Raw genomic sequence first — 16,686 nt, forward strand, 5'->3', positions numbered from 1 at the left:
GTGTTCAGCGACCGTCGCCGTCGGGGTCGATGCCCGAGTCGAGCCCGGGGAGGATGCCGTCCTCGACCGCCCGTCGCAGCAGGTCGACCTTCGTCGGGGCCGGGCGACCGACCTCGACGTACTTCACGCGGATGCGGTCGAGGTACTCACGAGCCGTGGAGTACCCGATGCCGAGTTGCTGCGCCGCCAGCTTGAGCGGCAGACCCGAGGCGTACAGGTGCAGGATCTCGCGCTCGCGTCGGCCGAGCTGGGCCTTCGCGAAGTCGCGGTCGGCGTCGATGGCGCTCGCCCACTCGAGGTTGTTCAGCACGTCACCACGGGCGACGGTGGCGACCGCTGCCATCACCGTCTTCGTGGCGGACGACTTCGGGATGACACCGGCAGCCCCTGCTGCGAGTGCCTCACGGACGTTGGCGACGCGGTCCGCGATGGAGTGCACGAGCACGGCGGAGCCGGTCCCCTGCACACCCTTGACGTTCTCGGTGACGGTCGAGCCGTCTCCGAGGGACAGGTCGAGGACGACGACGTCGACCTCGCGCCCGTCGAGGTTCTGGACGTACTCGGGCACGCTCGCGGCGGTGAGCACCACCTCGAAGCCCTCGTTCTGGCACGCCGCCTGGATCCCGAGTCGCACGGACTCGTGGTCGTCCACGATCGCGACCCGGACCGGCCTGGTGGCCGTGCCCGACGTCTCGGCTGCGGTTGTCGTTCCTGCTCCCACTGTGGCCTCTCGTTCCGATGTGCGCCCCCGGCCCCTGAAACCGGATCGCCATCAGCGCCCAGGATACCCAGGCTGGACTCAGGTCCGGGGAAACCGGACGCGCCACGCGGACGAAACCGCCCGGTTGCCCGTCAGCGCGCGGGTGTCAAGCGCGCCACGGCCTCCATGTGGTGCGTGTGCGGGAACAGGTCGAACGCCCGCAGCGCCTCGAGCTTGTACCCCAGGTCGGCGAACGTCGCGACGTCGCGGGCGAGCGCGACGGGGTCGCAGGCGACGTAGACGACCTGCGACGGGTGCAGGGCCGCGATCTGCTCGACCACCTGACGACCGGCGCCGGCGCGCGGCGGGTCGAGGACGATCGTGCCGGCGCTGAACCGGTCCTTCTCGGCGCGCGAGGCGTTCGCCACCGTGTTCGCGAGCCAACGGTCGACCCGTCCGGTCTCGGCGCGCGCACCGAGCCACTCGGAGAGGTTCTCCTGCGCGTGCTCGGTCGCGCGCGCGGCGCTCTCGACGCTCGTGAGGCGCGCCTTCGGGCCGACGAGGTCGCCGAGCGCGGCGGCGAGCAGGCCGACACCGCCGTACAGGTCCAGGTGGGTGCCCTCGGGGTCGAGTCGGTCGCGGTCGACCAGGTCCTGCACGGCCTCGGTGAGCACCGACGCCGCGGCACGGTGCACCTGCCAGAACCCGTTGTCGTCCACCTCGAAGGTGCGCTCCCCCACGACCTCGGTCACCACGGTGGGCTTCTGCTCGTCGATGACCAGGCGCGCGCCCTCGGAGCCACTGGGTGCCAGCACGTCGATCACCGACGACCCGGGCATCACGCCACGGCCCAGCGGCGCACTCTGCTGCACGGCGTCGTTCGCGAGCGGCAGGCTGGTGACGGGGATGACCGAGTGCGAGCGTGCGGCGAACGGACCGGCGGTACCGTGCTCGTCGACGTGCAGCCGGACCCGGGTGCGCCAGCCGAGGCCGTTCGCGGCGTCGTCGCCGGGTGCGGCCTCGACGGCGACGTCCGTGCCGAGCACCGACGTCAGGTCCGTGTGCGCGAACCGCGAGAACGAGTCGACGAGCACGTCGTGCTTCAGCGTGCGCTGGTGCGCGAGGGCGATGTGGCCGAACTCGGCACCGCCCGGGCGCGTCTTGGGGTCGCGGTCGAGTGCGGCCTCGGCCCAGACGTGGTCGACGCGGTGCTCGCTCGGGGTGACGACGCTGACGGTGTCGGCGCGCCAGAACGACTTCTTCCGGTCCTCGGTCACCCGGGCGACGACGCGCTCCCCGGGGATCGCGTCGGAGACGAAGACCACCCGGCCTTCGTGCCGTGCCACCGAGATACCGCCGTGGGCGATCCCGGTGACGTCGAGTTCGAGCAGCGTTCCGACGGATTCACCCATGGTTCGATGGTCCCATGCGTCTGTACCTCGCGAGTACATCCCCCGCCCGCCGAGCGCTCCTCGCCCAGTCCGGGATCGAGCCCGTGCTCGTGTCACCGGGGGTCGACGAGGACGCCGCGGCGTCCGCGGCCGCCACCGCGCTCGGCCGCGACCTGACCGGCCCGGAGCTCGTGTCGCTGCTCGCCGTCGCGAAGGCGTCGGCCGTCGCGGACGCCGACGTCGCCGGGTCGCCGGTCGACGGCTTCGTGTTCGGAGGCGACTCCGCCTTCGAGGTCGACGGGCGCCTGTACGGCAAGCCGCACGACCCGTCGGTGGCCCGGGAACGCTGGCGGCAGATGCTCGCCGCCGGCGGCGGGACGCTGTGGAGCGGGCACTGCGTCATCGACCGGCGCCGCGACCTGGACCCGGCCACGGGACGGACGGGAGGCCCGGATGCGGCCCGCCCCGTGCCTCCCGTCCGCAGCCTGGTGACGTCTCATGCCGGCGTGCCGGAGCTGGGTGACGTCGCTCCAGGCGGGTCGGCCCTGGCCGCCGGTGGCGACCGCGTGGTCGCCGTGGACAGCGCCGTGCTGACGTTCGCCGACGACCTGTCCGCCGAGGAGATCGACGCGTACGTGGCGACTGGCGAGCCGCTCGAGGTCGCGGGGGCGTTCACCATCGACGGGCGGGCGGCGGCGTACATCTCGCGCATCGACGGGGCACCGTCGGCGGTGGTCGGACTCTCGTTGCCGGTGCTGCGGTCGATGCTGCTCCGCGGCTTCGGCGTCCCCTGGCACGAGTTCTGGTCACTGTAGACATCCGCACTTGTTCGGCACGGTTCTTTGTGGGTGCCAGTCAAAACGCGCTCCCCGTGCACGAATACGCTGATGTCTCATGCCCCGTATCAGCAAGGTCCTCATCGCGAACCGCGGCGAGATCGCCGTCCGCATCATCCGCGCGGCCCGCGACGCAGGCAAGGCATCGGTCGCCGTCTACGCTGACCAGGACCGTGACGCCCTGCACGCCCGCCTCGCCGACGAGGCCTACGCGCTGAACGGCACCACGAGCGCCGACACCTACCTCGTCATCGACAAGATCATCTCGGTCGCCCGACGCTCCGGCGCGGACGCCGTGCACCCGGGCTACGGGTTCCTGGCTGAGAACGCCGACTTCGCCCGTGCCGTCATCGACGCCGGACTGACCTGGATCGGCCCGTCGCCCGACTCGATCGAGCGCCTCGGTGACAAGGTCTCCGCGCGACACGTCGCTGAAAAGGTCGGCGCGCCGCTCGCACCCGGCACCATCGAGCCCGTCAAGGACGCCTCCGAGGTCATCGCGTTCGCCGACGAGGTCGGCCTGCCGGTCGCCATCAAGGCGGCCTTCGGCGGCGGTGGCCGTGGTCTGAAGGTGGCACGGACGCGCGACGAGGTCGCCTCGCAGTTCGAGTCGGCGACGCGTGAAGCCATCGCCGCGTTCGGCCGGGGCGAGTGCTTCGTCGAGAAGTACCTCGACAAGCCGCGCCACGTCGAGACCCAGTGCCTCGCCGACCAGCACGGCAACGTCGTCGTCGTGTCGACGCGTGACTGCTCGCTGCAGCGCCGGCACCAGAAGCTCGTCGAGGAAGCGCCCGCGCCGTACCTGACGGACGCGCAGCAGGAGCGACTGTACGAGTCATCGAAGGCGATTCTGCGCGAGGTCGGCTACGTCGGTGCCGGCACCTGCGAGTTCCTGATCGGCGCCGACGGCACCGTGTCGTTCCTCGAGGTCAACACCCGCCTGCAGGTCGAGCACTGCGTGTCCGAAGAGGTCACCGGCATCGACCTGGTGCGCGAGCAGTTCCGCATCGCCGAGGGCGGCGTGCTCGACTACTCCGACCCCGTGGCGCACGGTCACTCGTTCGAGTTCCGCATCAACGGCGAGGACCCGGGGCGCAACTTCTTCCCCGCGCCCGGCCCCGTGCACGCCTTCAACGCGCCGTCCGGCCCCGGTGTCCGCGTCGACTCGGGCGTCGTGAGCGGCGACGTCGTGTCCGGTTCGTTCGACTCGATGCTCGCGAAGCTCATCGTCACCGGCGCCACCCGTGCCGAGGCACTGGAGCGCTCGCGTCGTGCACTGGCCGAGTTCGAGGTCACCGGCCTGCCGACCGTGCTCCCCTTCCACCGTGCGGTCGTGTCGGACCCGGCGTTCGCCACGGACGACTCCTCGCCGTTCTCCGTGTACACGCAGTGGATCGAGACCGACTTCGTCAACGAGATCCCGGCGTGGAGCGGCTCCCCCGAAGAGCTCCCGGTAGCGGCTCCGCGCGACTCCGTCGTCGTCGAGGTGCAGGGCAAGCGCATCGAGGTCACCATGCCGTCGATCGTCGGTGGCGGTGCCGCTGCCGGTGTCGCCGGTCGTCGTCCGGCCGGTCCCTCCGCTCCCCCGAAGCGCCGCTCGTCGGCGGTCAAGGGCGGCATCGCGAAGTCCGGCGGGTCCGTCGCCTCGCCGATGCAGGCGACCGTCGTGAAGCTCGCGGTCGCCGAGGGTGACACCGTGGTGAAGGGCGATCTGCTCGTCGTGCTCGAGGCCATGAAGATGGAGCAGCCCGTGCAGGCCCACAAGGACGGCGTCGTCACCGGCCTGAACGCCCCGGTCGGCCAGACGGTCTCGTCCGGTCACGTGCTGCTCGAGCTGGCGTAGGCCGCGCGGTCCGTCGCGGTCCGTCGCGGGCCGTCAGCTCGGGTTGCGCCCCGCTGTGGTCATCGCGCCCCGACTCTTCGGGGCGCGATGACCTTCAGAGGGCGCGGCTCGCAGCATGGCGCCAGGCAGGACCCCAGTTCGGACCGAGCGGCACCCCGGCATCGTGCAGGATCCGCGGGAGCTGCCCCGCGGGCATCGCGTCCGACCACATCACCCGTGCGAATCGGTTGACCCCCCGACGACGACGGAGACGGTCCTCCCGACGCTTCTCGTCGACCAGGGCGTCTGCCGCGGTGTGCCCTCGCCGCGGGTCGTCGTACTTCACCCGGCCGTCGAACTCGACGATCACCCCGGCTTCCGCGAACCACAGGTCCACCCGGTCGCGGAGCACGCCGTCGTGCCGGAACTCCTGCTGCAGGACCGGGTCCGGAGCGCCGAGCACGTGCGCACCCCACCGTGTGATGCTCTCCCCCGGCGACTCGGCGAGCGGATCCGCGCACTCGACCAGTTCCCGCGCGCGTCGATGCCCGCGAGCACGGCGACTCCCGAGCGCTTCGAGGATCGTCGCCCGCTCGACGCCGCGCCGCAGCACCGCGTCGAGCACGACGATGGCACGCCACGGGTGTTCGCGAAGGGCGACGTCGACCGCGGTCTCGGTCAACGTCGTGACGGGCACACCGTCGACCTCGACGGAGGACGGTCGCCGGCCGGCGCTGCCGATGCGCTGGACGCTCCGCTTGACCTGGCCCCGGTCCCGGGACGGGTCGGTCACCGTGACACGCTCGCCGAACGCCCCGATCCACGGCAGTCCGAGCATGGCCACCGCTGACCGGTGCGACACCACGACGGAGCCCCTCCCGCCGGCGAGCACACTCCGCACGAGCATGCGATGTCGTTGACGTCCTGTCATCGACGCCCACTCGTCCGACCCGACGTACGTGCCACGGTGCACCCGGACGAGGGCGCCGGCATCCGCTGCGCGACGGATCGCCGACGCACGACCGGGGTCCTGCGCGAGGCCGATGGTCGAGATGGGTTCGTGTTCCATGGTCCGATGATCGCGACGCACGGTCCATCACGAGCGGGGTCTGCGCGATCTGTGGACAGGCCACGGGGCTTCGCACCACGTTGCGGGCATCGCGCCCCGAAGAGTCGGGGCGCGATGCACGCAGCGGGGCGCAACACGAACGAGCCGAGCGCGAACGAGCCGAGCGCGAACGGGCCGAGCGGCGCCGCTACGAGACCAAGGGGCGCACGGCGGCGGCCAGGGTGTCGACCAGGCGCTGGGCCTCGGCGGGGGTCTCGGCGACGGTGTCGATGTAGACCTTGACCTTGGGCTCGGTGCCGCTCGGTCGGACGATCACCCGCGCGTCACCGGTCAGGTCGTAGCGCAGGATGTCCGACGGCGGGAAGCCCTCCACCCCCTCGACGTAGTCCGTCACGGTGCGGACGTCCAGCCCGCCGAGCGACGACGGCGGAGCGGACCGGAGCGACGCCATGATCTGCCCGATGCGGGACAGGTCGTCGACGCGGGTCGCGACCTGCCCCGACGCGAACGCCCCGAACTCGGCGGCGAAGGCGTCGAGCTGCCCGGCGATCGACGATCCGGCTGCGGCGAGGTCCGACGCCAACGACAATAGCGACAGTGCCGCCGAGATGCCGTCCTTGTCGCGGACGACCGACGGGTCCACCAGGTAGCCGAGTGCCTCTTCGTACCCGAAGAGCAGCCCGGGGACCCGCGAGACCCACTTGAAGCCGGTCAGGGTGTCGCGGTACTCCAGACCGTGGCGGGCGGCGACACGCGCCAGCGCCGGCGACGAGACGATCGACGCCGCGAGGGTACCCGTGGCGCCGGTCTCCGACGCTCGGACGGCAGCCTGCCACCCGAGCAGCCACCCGACCTCGTTGCCGGACAGGCGACGGTAGGTCGGGTCCCCGGAGTCGGAGACCGCCGGGATCGCGAGCGCCAGCCGGTCGGCGTCGGGGTCGTTCGCGATGACGAGGTCTGCGCCGACCGCGAGCCCGCGGGCGATCGCCAGGTCCATCGCGCCGGGTTCCTCGGGGTTCGGGAACGACACGGTCGGGAACGCTCCGTCCGGCTCGATCTGCTCCGGCACGACCGCGGGCGACGCGAACCCGGCTGCGGCGAACACCGCGCGTGCGGTCTCCCACCCGACACCGTGCATCGCCGTGTACACGACCGTGGGCTGCTCCTGCGGCGCCAGGGTCGGCGTCGCCACGGTGGCGGCCGTCGCGGCCACGTAGGCGTCGAGCAGCGCGGACGACGCGACGGTGTAGTCGGTGCCCCGAGGAAGGTCCGTGATCGACCCCGCCGCGACGGCGTCGATGGCGTCCGCGATGCGGCCGTCGACCGGCGGCACGATCTGCGACCCGTCGTCGTCCTGGCCGAGGTACACCTTGTACCCGTTGTCGCGGGGCGGGTTGTGGCTCGCGGTGACCATCACCCCGGCACCGACGTCGAGGTGCCGCACGGCGAACGCGAGCACCGGCGTGGGCAGGGCGACCGGCAGCAGCGTGACCTCGAGCCCGAGGCCGCGCATGACCTCGGCGGAGTCGCGCGCGAAGACGTCGGAGTTCACCCGGCCGTCGTACCCGATGACGACGCTGCGCGACCGGCCCGTGTCGATCAGGAAGCGTGCGAGACCGGCAGCGGCCTGCGACACGACGACCCGGTTCATCCGGAGCGGCCCGTAGCCGAGCTCGGCGCGGAGGCCGGCGGTGCCGAACTGCAGCCGGCCACCGAACCGTGCGGCGAGTGCCTGGACGGCCGGACCGGAGCCGTCGGACGCGGCGTCGATCGCGGCGGTCAGCTCGTCGCGGGTCTGTGCGTCCGGGTCCTGCGCGAGCCAGGACCGAGCCGTGCCGAGCACGTGGTCCAGATCGATCTTCACGACGCCGGCTGCCCGAGGGCGGTCACCACGCGGGCGAGCAGGTCCGCGATCACGGGCTCGGCCTGCTTGCCGGCCTCGAGCACCTCGGTGTGCGACAGCGGCGTCTTCTGGATGCCGGCGGCGAGGTTCGTGATGAGGGAGAACCCGAGGACCTCCATGCCGGCCTGTCGCGCGGCGATGGCCTCGAGCGCGGTGGACATGCCGACGATGTGTCCGCCGATGGCCTTGGCCATCTGGACCTCGGCCGGGGTCTCGTAGTGCGGGCCGCGGAACTGCGTGTAGACGCCTTCGTCGAGGGACGGGTCGACCGAGCGCGCCACGTCTCGCAGCCGGGCCGAGTACAGGTCGGTGAGGTCGATGAACGTCGCGCCCTCGAGCGGGCTGTCGGCGGTCAGGTTGATGTGGTCGCTGATGAGCACGGGCGTACCGGGCGTCCAGTGCTCCTTGATGCCACCGGCACCGTTGGTCAGCACCATCACCGTGGCCCCCGTGGCCGCGGCGGTGCGGACGCTGTGCACGACCCGACGGACACCGTGGCCCTCGTAGTAGTGCGTGCGTGCGCCGATGACGAGCGCGTGGCGGCCGTCGGCGAGGCGGATCGACCGGATGGTGCCGGAATGTCCGGGAACGGCCGAGGCACTGAACCCGGGCACCTGGTCCGCCGGGATCTCGGACACGGTCTCCCCGATGATGTCGGCGGCCTTGCCCCAGCCCGAGCCGAGGGTCAGGGCGATGTCGTGCCGCTCGATGCCGGACTTCGCGGCGATGACGGCGGCGGCGTCCCGCGCGACCTCGAACGGGTCGGCAGCGGGGTCGTTCAGCGGGTTCTCGGTGCTCATGCCCCAACTCTAAAGGGCAGACACCCGCCGCAGCGGCCGCCACCGCACCCGCCGCAGCGGCCGCCGCCGCACCCGCCTCAGTGCTCGCCGAGCGCCCGGTCCACCGCCGCCGTGATCTCGCCCTGGTCGAAGTGGTTCCGGATCACGATGACCTCGGCGTAGGTGTCGCCGATCGCCTCGACGAACTCCTGGCTGGTGAGGATCACGTTGGCGTCGTCGGACACGTCGCGTACCGAGGCCACGTCGGCCGCGACGACCGATGCCTGCAGGCCGAGGGCGGACAAGGCCTTCTCGGCGTTCACCTTGAGGATCCCGCTCGAACCGATGCCCGCACCGCAGATGGTCACGATCTTCACGCGGACACCCCCATGATCGTGCGGACCTCGTCCGCCGTCGTCGCGTCGGCGATCCGCCCCGTGACGGCCTGGTCGTTGAACAGGTTCGCGATCTCGCCGATGGACTCGAGGTGCGTGCCGACCCCGGCGACCGCGAGTCCCAGGACCACGCGGACCGGGTCGTTGTGCGGGTGGCCGAACGCGACCGGCGCGTCGAGGGTCACGACGGCGAGCCCGTCGCCGAGGACCGCGCCACCCGGTCGGGCGTGGGCGAACGCCAGGCCCGGGGAGATCACGATGTACGGCCCGTGTTCCTCGACCATGCCGATCATGGCGTCCGTGTACTCGTCGGTCGTGGCTCCGGACGCGACGAGCGCGCCGCCGGCCAGGCGCATCGCGTCACGCCAGGTGGGCGCGGTGGCCCCGAGGAGCACGGCGGCGTCCGGCAGCGGCGGCAGTCCCATGCGTCAGGCCTCCGAGTACCCGGAGGTGATGGTCGCGATGATCTCCTCGCGGTCCTCGAGCGGCAGGAACGAGCCGAGCGCCGCGTTGATCTGGAACGCCGCCAGGTCGTCGAGGTCGTAGCCGAACGTGCCGGCGAGCAGTGCGAGCTCCTTCGACAGCGACGTCCCGCTCATCAGGCGGTTGTCGGTGTTCACCGTCACCCGGAAGCCGAGCTGGTAGAGCACGTCGAAGGGGTGGTCGGCGAGGTCGTCGCCCCAGGCCGCGATCGCACCGGTCTGCAGGTTCGACGACGGCGAGACCTCGAGCGGGATCTCACGGTCGCGGACCCACGACGCGACCTCGCCGAGGGAGGCGAGCGTCGAGCCGTCACCGGCGTCGGAGAGCGTGACGTCCTCGAAGATCCGGACGCCGTGCCCGAGCCGCAGCGCGCGGCCGTCGACGAGCGCGGACCGGATCGAGGCGAGCCCGTCGGCTTCGCCCGCGTGGACGGTGACGGGGAACAGCTCGGACGCCAGGTAGTCGAACGCGGCACGGTGGTTCGAGGCGGGGAACCCGGCTTCGGCACCGGCGATGTCGAAGCCGACGACCCCGTTGTCGCGGTGCCGGACGGCGAGCTCGGCGATCTCGAGCGAGCGGTCGGCGTGGCGCATCGCGGTGACGAGCTGGCCGACCCGGATCCTGCCGCCGGCGGCGTCGACCGCTTCCTCGATGCCGGCCTGCACGGCCTCGACCGTCTCGTCGAGCGTCAGCCCGCCCTGCAGGTGCTGTTCCGGCGCCCACCGGACCTCGCCGTACACGACGCCGTCGGCGACCAGGTCCTCGACGAACTCACGGGCGATGCGCGTCAGCTGCGGTGCCGTCTGCATGACCGAGGTGGTGACGTCGAACGTCTTCAGGTACTCGACGAGCGAGCCCGAGTTCGACTGGTCGGCGAACCACTGCCCGAGCTCGGACGGGTCGGTGGTCGGCAGCGTCACACCCGAAGCAGCAGCCAGCTCGACGATCGTCGCGGGTCGCAGGCCGCCGTCGAGGTGGTCGTGCAGCGAGACCTTCGGCAGGTCGTTGATGACCGCTCCGGCGTCGGGCAGGCGGTAGGTCGGGGCGTCGGCGCTCATGCGACCAGGCTATCGGTGGTCACCACCGACGCGCAGGCACCTGTGCACAACAGACGCCGGAACGCACTGGAGGCTCTCCACAGCCGGGCAGGCGGCTGCAGCCCGGCCGATGGCCGGCCCGACGGCCCACGTTCAGCCCGCGATGCGTTCCCGCACGATCGGCCCGCGGGCCGCCACGGCGGCGTCGGACGAGCCGATCGACCACGCACCCTCGAGCGACTCGAGCGCCCGCGGGATCCGCGAGGCGTCGTCGGTGTGCAGCGTCCAGAGCGGCTGCCCCTCGGTCACGGTGTCACCGGGCTTGACGTGCAGCTCGATGCCCGCCCCGGCCTGCACCGGGTCCTGCGCGCGGGCACGACCGGCACCGAGGCGCCAGGCCGAGACGCCGAACGGCAGGGCGTCCTGCTGCGCCAGCACACCGGACGACGGCGCCGTGACGACGTGCTGCTCGCGGGCGACCGGCAGCGCGGCGGAGGGGTCCCCACCCTGCGCGGAGATCATCCGGCGCCAGGTGTCCATCGCGCGACCATCGGCCAGCGCCGCGGCGGGATCGGCGTCCGGCATCCCGGCGAGCGTCAGCATCTCCGAGGCCAGTGCCACGGTCAGCTCCACGACGTCGGCCGGCCCACCGCCCTCCAGCACCTCGACCGATTCCCGCACCTCGAGCGCGTTGCCGATCGTCAGGCCGAGCGGGACCTCCATGTCGGTGAGCAGCGCCGAGGTCTTCACCCCGGCGTCGTTCCCGAGGTCGACCATCGTCTGGGCGAGCTCCCGCGACGCCTCGTAGGTCGGCATGAACGCACCGGAACCGAACTTCACGTCGAGCACGAGCGCACCGGTGCCCTCGGCGATCTTCTTCGACATGATGCTCGACGCGATGAGCGGGATGCACTCGACGGTGCCGGTGATGTCGCGCAGGGCGTACAGCTTCTTGTCGGCCGGTGCGAGGCCGGAGCCGGCGGCGCAGATGACCGCACCGACGTCGGACAGGATCTCCATCATCCGGTCGTTCGACAGCGCCGCCTGCCACCCGGGGATCGACTCGAGCTTGTCGAGCGTCCCGCCGGTGTGACCGAGGCCACGGCCGGACAGCTGCGGCACCGCGACCCCGAACGACGCCACCAGCGGTGCGAGCGGCAGGGTGATCTTGTCGCCGACCCCTCCGGTGGAGTGCTTGTCGACGGTCGTCTTGCCGAGCGACCCGAACGACATCCGCTCCCCCGACGCGATCATCGCGAGCGTGAGGTCCTTGACCTCGCGCCGCTCCATCCCGTTCAGGAAGATCGCCATCGCCATCGCGGCCATCTGCGGGTCCTCGACGTAGCCGCGCGTGTACGCGTCGACGAGCCAGTCGACCTCGGCGGTGCTCAGGGCGCCACCGGATCGCTTCGTGCGGATGAGGTCGACGGTGTCGAACGGCTCGACGGCCATGGGGATCAGTGCTCCTGTTGGTAGGTGGCGAGGGTGCGTGGCCCGAACGCGTCGGGCAGGACCTCGTCGATGGTGCGGATGCCGGAGACCGTCTCGAGGAGCATGCCCTCGGTCGAGTGCTCGAACAGCAGCTGCCGGCAGCGGCCGCACGGCATGAGGGTCGCCCCGTCGCCGTCGACGCAGGTGAACGCGACGAGCTTGCCGCCGCCGGTCATGTGCAGCTGCGACACGAGCGAGCACTCCGCGCAGAGCGTCACCCCGTAGCTCGCGTTCTCGACGTTGCAGCCGGAGACGATCCGGCCGTCGTCGGTGAGCGCCGCGGCGCCCACCGGGAACGACGAGTACGGCGCGTAGGCGCGCCGCATCGCGGCCGTGGCGGCGTCGCGGAGGGCGCCCCAGTCCACGTCGTCGACCGGGAGGCCCGTGGCTGCGTCCGCCCCGTCGGCGGCGGTGGCGCCGCCTCCCGCGCGCAGGGCCGTGGCCGGGTCCGTCCAGGCGATCGCGTCGGTGGACGCGGCCGTGCCGTCGTCCGCAGCGTACGTGTCGGTCATGTGCCGTGCCTCCTGGCCGTCAGCTCTTGATGTAGGGCTTGCCGGACGCGGCGGGACCACGCGACTGCCCGACCAGGCCGGCCACCGCGAAGATCGTCACCACGTACGGCAGCATCAGCAGGAACTCGCTCGGCACGGGCGAGTCGATCGCCCCGAGCGTGTTCTGCAGGTTCGACGCGAAGCCGAACAGCAGCGCCGCCAGCGTGGCCTTGATCGGGTCCCAGCGCCCGAAGATGACGGCGGCCAGGGCGATGTAGCCGGCTCCCGCGGTCATGTCCTTCGTGAACGGTCCGACCGCGTCGAGCGTGAAGTACGCGCCACCGAGGCCGGCGATCGCGCCGGCGAGCGACACGTTCCAGAACCGGGTGCTCGTGACGTTGATGCCCACCGTGTCGGCAGCCTGCGGGTGCTCGCCGACCGCGCGGAGGCGCAGGCCCCAGCGGGTCTTGAACAGGCCGAAGGTGACGACCGCGACGGCCACGTACGCCAGGTAGACGATGACGCTCTGCTCGAAGAACACCGGACCGATGACCGGGATCTGGTGGAGCAGCGGGATCTCGAACTTCGGGAACCGGACGCCGACGTTCAGCGTGGTCTCGTTCGGGGACAGCACCTGCGAGTACAGGAAGCCGGTCAGCCCCGAGATCAGGGCGTTGATGACGACACCGACGATGACCTGGTCGACGAGGTACTTGATGCTGAACGCAGCAAGGATGAACGAGACGAGCACACCCGCGATGAGGGCGCCGACGAGGCCGACCCACGCGGAGCCGGTGAGCGACGCGATGAGCGCCGAGGTGAACGCACCCGCGAGGAACTGGCCCTCGATGGCGATGTTCACCACGCCGACGCGCTCGGAGATGACGCCGCCGAGGGCACCGAACACGAGGGGGACGCTCAGCCCGAGTGCTCCGACCAGCAGGCCGGGCAGCGGGATCGTGGCGCCGGCCGCTGCCCACGTCAGGAACCCGATGACGAAGATGATCGCGAAGACCGACGTGACCCAGAGCGGGACGCGGCGGTACGCGCGGACCTCGACGACGGCGTAGACCGTGGCGATCGCCAGGAGCACGACCACGACGTAGCCGGTCGGTGCCGCCGACAGCGGGACGTTCGGCAGCGCGACGAGGTCGCCGGCGTTCGCGAGCCGGAAGGTGGTCGTGCCGGCACGGCTGAGCAGGACGAAGAACACGACCGCGAGCAGCGTGAACACGGCGTACCCGATCGGGAGCTTCCAGCTGCGGGTCGTCTCGACCGGACGGTCGGACAGGGGCGACGCGGGCGCCGCGGTGGGGCTGAGGGTGCTCACGCGGCGACCGCCTTCTTGCTGTTCTTGCTCGTCTTCGTGCGCTGGCGGGCTCCCGGCTGCGGGATCCGGAAGATCGCGCGGACGAGCGGCGGCGCCGCGATGAACAGGACGATGAGGGCCTGGATGACACCGACGATGTCGATCGGGATGCCGTTGGCGGCCTGCATGGCGTAGCCACCGTTCTTCAGCACGCCGAACAGGATCGCGGCCCAGAACACGCCCCACGGCTTCGAGCGGCCGAGCAGCGCGACGGTAATCGCGTCGAAGCCGATGCCGGCGTCGATGCCCGAGGTGAAGCCCGTCGTGACCGCACCCTGCACCTGGTAGGCGCCGGCGATGCCGACGAGGGCACCGGAGATGACCATCACCCAGATCGTCAGCGACGGCACGCTCATGCCGGCGACGCGGGCGGCACGGGGGTTCTCACCGATGGTGCGGAACCGGAAGCCGAGCGATGACTTGTTGACGAGCCACCAGACGACGACGACCGCGATGATCGCGACGATGAACCCGAGGTCCACGCCGTACCGCTCGCCGAAGAGCTGCGGCAGGAGCGCGCTGTCCTTCGTGGCCGGGGAGATCGGGTTGCTGCTGCCCGGAGCCTGGAGCAGACCCGGGGTCCGGAGCAGGTAGCTGACCAGGTAGAGCGCGACGTAGTTGAGCATGATCGTGACGACCACCTCGTTCGCACCCGTGCGCGCCTTGAGGACACCGACGATCCCGCCCCAGACCGCACCGCCGACGATGCCGGCGACGATCGTGAGCGGGATGTGGATCGCGGCAGGGCCGTCGAACGAGAACCCGACCCAGCCGGCGGCCGCGGCCCCCATCAGGATCTGGCCCTGGCCACCGATGTTGAACAGCCCGGCGCGGAAGGACAGCGCGATCCCGAGACCGGCGACGACGAGCGGCACCGCGTAGTCGATCGACCGGGTGAGCGGGGCGATCGCCTGCTGGAAGGTCGCGGCGCCGAAGTTGACCACCGACCCCTGGAACAGCGAGGCGTAGGCGCCGCCGACCGCGGTGCCGATGGCCTGGAGCATGTCGGCGGGACGGGCGAAGAAGTAGCCTGCCGTGGCGCGGACGTTCTCGTCGGTCAGGGCGATGAGGATGCCGCACGCGACGAGGGCGAGCACGACCGCGAGGACCGTCACGAGCACGGAGCCGTTCAGGATGCTCTGCAGCGCGGCGTGCCAGCGGTCGGTGCCGGGGGCTCCGTTCCGTCGCTCGGTGTCCTCGGCGGAGTCCGTCATCAGGTGCGGGGTCTCCGGCGCCTCCTGCAGACGGTCGTCGGTGAGCGGGGCGTCGGCCCCTGGCTGCTGCGTGTGGTCTGGCGTGGGGGTGCTCACGCTGCCAACTCCGTTCCTTCTGGGATCTCGCCGGCCATCATGAGGCCGAGGACGTCTCGCGGGGTGCTCGCCGGCACGATCCCGACGATGCCGCCGCGGTACATGACGGCGATGCGGTCGGCCAGTGCCACGACCTCGTCGAGCTCGGTGGAGACGACGATGACGGGCACTCCGGTGTCGCGGGTGGCGACGATGCGCTTGTGCACGAACTCGATCGAGCCGACGTCGATGCCGCGTGTGGGCTGCGCGGCGACGAACAGCCGGAGCTCGCGGCTGAGCTCGCGGGCGAGGACGATCTTCTGCTGGTTGCCGCCGGACAGCCGACCGGCAGCGGTCGCGCGACCCGGCGTGCGGATGTCGAACTCGGCGATCTTCTCGTCGGCGAAGGCGTCGCGCTCGGCGGACCGGATGGTGCCGGCACGGACGAAGGCGTCGTGGTCGGACCGGTCGAGCATGAGGTTCTCCGCGATGGTGAACTCGCCGACCAGGCCGTCCTCCTTGCGGTCCTCGGGGACGAAGCCGACGCCGGCGTCGAGCACCTGCTTGACGCTGCGGCCGGTCAGCTCCTTGCCGTCGAGCGTGATGCGGCCGGCGTGCACGGGCTCGAGCCCGAGGATCGCCTCGGTGAGCTCGGTCTGGCCGTTGCCCTGCACGCCGGCGATCGCCAGGACCTCGCCGCGACGGACCGAGAACGACACGTCGTCGACGAGCACGATCCCGGACGGGTCGGTGACGGTGAGGCCCTCGACGACCAGGGCGTCCTCGCCACCGGTCGACGGCGCCTTCTCGACGACGAGCGACACGGCGCGACCGACCATCAGGGCCGCGAGCTCGTTGTTCGTCGCGGTGGGCGATGCCTCGCCGACGACCTTGCCGAGCCGGATCACCGTGATGCGGTCGGCGACCTCGCGGACCTCGCGGAGCTTGTGGGTGATGAAGACGATCGCGGTGCCGGCTTCACGGAGCTGGCGCATGATGCCCATCAGCTCGTCGGTCTCCTGCGGGGTGAGGACGGCCGTCGGCTCGTCGAACACCAGCACGGAGGCGTCGCGGGAGAGCGCCTTGATGATCTCGACGCGCTGCTGGACGCCGACGGGCAGGTCCTCGATCTTGGCGTCGGGGTCGACGTCGAACCCGAAGCGGTCGGAGATCTCCTTGACCCGCTTGCGGGCACCGGCCAGGTCGAGCCGGCCGCCGAAGGTGGTCTGCTCCTGCCCGAGCATGACGTTCTCGGCCACGGTGAAGACGGGCACGAGCATGAAGTGCTGGTGCACCATGCCGATGCCGGCGCGCATGGCGTCACCGGGGCCGTCGAAGTCCTGGACCACGTCGTCGAGCAGGATCTCGCCCTCGTCGGCGTCGTACAGGCCGTAGAGGACGTTCATCAGGGTGGACTTGCCGGCGCCGTTCTCACCCAGGAGGCAGTGGACCTCACCCGGCTCGACGGTGAGCGAGATGTGGTCGTTGGCGACCAGGGCGCCGAACCGCTTGGTGATGCCGCGGAGTTCGAGCTTCATGTTCGGGAGTCTATTTCTGTCTCGCGCGCGCCACGCGGGCGCACGGTCTCGAGTGCGCCACGCGGGCGCACGGTCTCGCGTGCACCGCTCGGG

The 16,686-nt window shown here is 71.4% G+C and carries 15 protein-coding genes; 2 read left to right on the plus strand and 13 right to left on the minus strand.

The window, feature by feature from the left end; translation table 11 throughout:
- Window positions 1-4: 4 nt before the first annotated feature.
- Complete coding sequence (locus ABH929_RS06090) at window positions 5-721, minus strand: response regulator transcription factor (protein WP_111086608.1); 717 nt, start codon at window positions 719-721, stop codon at window positions 5-7.
- Between the two features lie 131 nt (window positions 722-852).
- Entirely contained in the window at window positions 853-2,112 is a 1,260-nt protein-coding gene (locus ABH929_RS06095; RefSeq protein ID WP_404560494.1) for a class I SAM-dependent RNA methyltransferase, read from the minus strand.
- Window positions 2,113-2,126: 14 nt separating this feature from the next.
- Between ABH929_RS06095 and ABH929_RS06100 the strand changes: the two genes are divergently transcribed.
- Together ABH929_RS06100 and ABH929_RS06105 are read left to right on the plus strand one after the other, a co-directional pair.
- Window positions 2,127-2,906, plus strand: a complete 780-nt coding sequence (locus ABH929_RS06100) for a Maf family protein (RefSeq protein ID WP_404560495.1) — start codon at window positions 2,127-2,129, stop codon at window positions 2,904-2,906.
- 79 nt (window positions 2,907-2,985) lie between these two features.
- Window positions 2,986-4,770, plus strand: coding sequence for an acetyl/propionyl/methylcrotonyl-CoA carboxylase subunit alpha (locus ABH929_RS06105; protein ID WP_404560496.1), 1,785 nt, complete (start codon window positions 2,986-2,988; stop codon window positions 4,768-4,770).
- Window positions 4,771-4,864: 94 nt separating this feature from the next.
- Here ABH929_RS06105 and ABH929_RS06110 read toward each other — a convergent pair whose 3' ends face one another.
- The 11 genes from ABH929_RS06110 to ABH929_RS06160 all read right to left on the minus strand — a co-directional run bounded on the left by ABH929_RS06110 (window position 4,865) and on the right by ABH929_RS06160 (window position 16,593).
- Window positions 4,865-5,818, minus strand: a complete 954-nt coding sequence (locus tag ABH929_RS06110; protein ID WP_404560497.1) for a hypothetical protein — start codon at window positions 5,816-5,818, stop codon at window positions 4,865-4,867.
- A 187-nt stretch (window positions 5,819-6,005) separates the two neighbouring features.
- Window positions 6,006-7,682, minus strand: coding sequence for a phospho-sugar mutase (locus tag ABH929_RS06115; protein WP_404560498.1), 1,677 nt, complete (start codon window positions 7,680-7,682; stop codon window positions 6,006-6,008).
- Window positions 7,679-8,521, minus strand: a complete 843-nt coding sequence (locus ABH929_RS06120) for a purine-nucleoside phosphorylase (RefSeq protein WP_111086614.1) — start codon at window positions 8,519-8,521, stop codon at window positions 7,679-7,681. The genes ABH929_RS06115 and ABH929_RS06120 overlap by 4 nt, the downstream gene beginning before the upstream one ends.
- A gap of 77 nt (window positions 8,522-8,598) precedes the next feature.
- Entirely contained in the window at window positions 8,599-8,877 is a 279-nt protein-coding gene (locus ABH929_RS06125) for a PTS sugar transporter subunit IIB (RefSeq protein ID WP_123292189.1), read from the minus strand.
- On the minus strand, window positions 8,874-9,320 hold the full coding sequence (locus tag ABH929_RS06130) for a PTS sugar transporter subunit IIA (RefSeq protein ID WP_263089923.1): 447 nt from the start codon (window positions 9,318-9,320) through the stop codon (window positions 8,874-8,876). Before ABH929_RS06130 ends, ABH929_RS06125 begins: the two co-directional genes overlap by 4 nt.
- A gap of 3 nt (window positions 9,321-9,323) precedes the next feature.
- A complete protein-coding gene (locus ABH929_RS06135; protein WP_404560499.1) occupies window positions 9,324-10,436 on the minus strand; it encodes an adenosine deaminase in 1,113 nt (370 codons plus the stop codon).
- Window positions 10,437-10,568: 132 nt separating this feature from the next.
- Window positions 10,569-11,867, minus strand: coding sequence for a thymidine phosphorylase (locus ABH929_RS06140; protein ID WP_123938686.1), 1,299 nt, complete (start codon window positions 11,865-11,867; stop codon window positions 10,569-10,571).
- 5 nt (window positions 11,868-11,872) lie between these two features.
- Window positions 11,873-12,271: a cytidine deaminase gene (locus tag ABH929_RS06145; RefSeq protein WP_123339066.1), complete on the minus strand. Its 399-nt coding sequence runs from the start codon at window positions 12,269-12,271 to the stop codon at window positions 11,873-11,875.
- Between the two features lie 166 nt (window positions 12,272-12,437).
- Complete coding sequence (locus ABH929_RS06150) at window positions 12,438-13,727, minus strand: ABC transporter permease (protein ID WP_404560500.1); 1,290 nt, start codon at window positions 13,725-13,727, stop codon at window positions 12,438-12,440.
- Window positions 13,724-15,076, minus strand: a complete 1,353-nt coding sequence (locus tag ABH929_RS06155; protein ID WP_404560501.1) for an ABC transporter permease — start codon at window positions 15,074-15,076, stop codon at window positions 13,724-13,726. Before ABH929_RS06155 ends, ABH929_RS06150 begins: the two co-directional genes overlap by 4 nt.
- Window positions 15,073-16,593, minus strand: a complete 1,521-nt coding sequence (locus tag ABH929_RS06160; RefSeq protein ID WP_263089915.1) for an ABC transporter ATP-binding protein — start codon at window positions 16,591-16,593, stop codon at window positions 15,073-15,075. Before ABH929_RS06160 ends, ABH929_RS06155 begins: the two co-directional genes overlap by 4 nt.
- Window positions 16,594-16,686: the final 93 nt, after the last annotated feature.

Source organism: Curtobacterium sp. AB7, from assembly GCF_044909335.1.
In the GTDB taxonomy this organism is placed as follows: domain Bacteria; phylum Actinomycetota; class Actinomycetes; order Actinomycetales; family Microbacteriaceae; genus Curtobacterium.

Excerpts from the sequence above, each read along its gene's own strand:
- ABH929_RS06105 (WP_404560496.1), top strand. The coding sequence starts at position 2,986 with ATGCCCCGTATCAGCAAGGTCCTCATCGCGAACCGCGGCGAGATCGCC.
- ABH929_RS06120 (WP_111086614.1), bottom strand. The coding sequence starts at position 8,521 with ATGAGCACCGAGAACCCGCTGAACGACCCCGCTGCCGACCCGTTCGAG.
- ABH929_RS06140 (WP_123938686.1), bottom strand. The coding sequence starts at position 11,867 with ATGGCCGTCGAGCCGTTCGACACCGTCGACCTCATCCGCACGAAGCGA.
- ABH929_RS06130 (WP_263089923.1), bottom strand. The coding sequence starts at position 9,320 with ATGGGACTGCCGCCGCTGCCGGACGCCGCCGTGCTCCTCGGGGCCACC.
- ABH929_RS06110 (WP_404560497.1), bottom strand. The coding sequence starts at position 5,818 with ATGGAACACGAACCCATCTCGACCATCGGCCTCGCGCAGGACCCCGGT.
- ABH929_RS06160 (WP_263089915.1), bottom strand. The coding sequence starts at position 16,593 with ATGAAGCTCGAACTCCGCGGCATCACCAAGCGGTTCGGCGCCCTGGTC.
- ABH929_RS06100 (WP_404560495.1), top strand. The coding sequence starts at position 2,127 with ATGCGTCTGTACCTCGCGAGTACATCCCCCGCCCGCCGAGCGCTCCTC.
- ABH929_RS06095 (WP_404560494.1), bottom strand. The coding sequence starts at position 2,112 with ATGGGTGAATCCGTCGGAACGCTGCTCGAACTCGACGTCACCGGGATC.
- ABH929_RS06135 (WP_404560499.1), bottom strand. The coding sequence starts at position 10,436 with ATGAGCGCCGACGCCCCGACCTACCGCCTGCCCGACGCCGGAGCGGTC.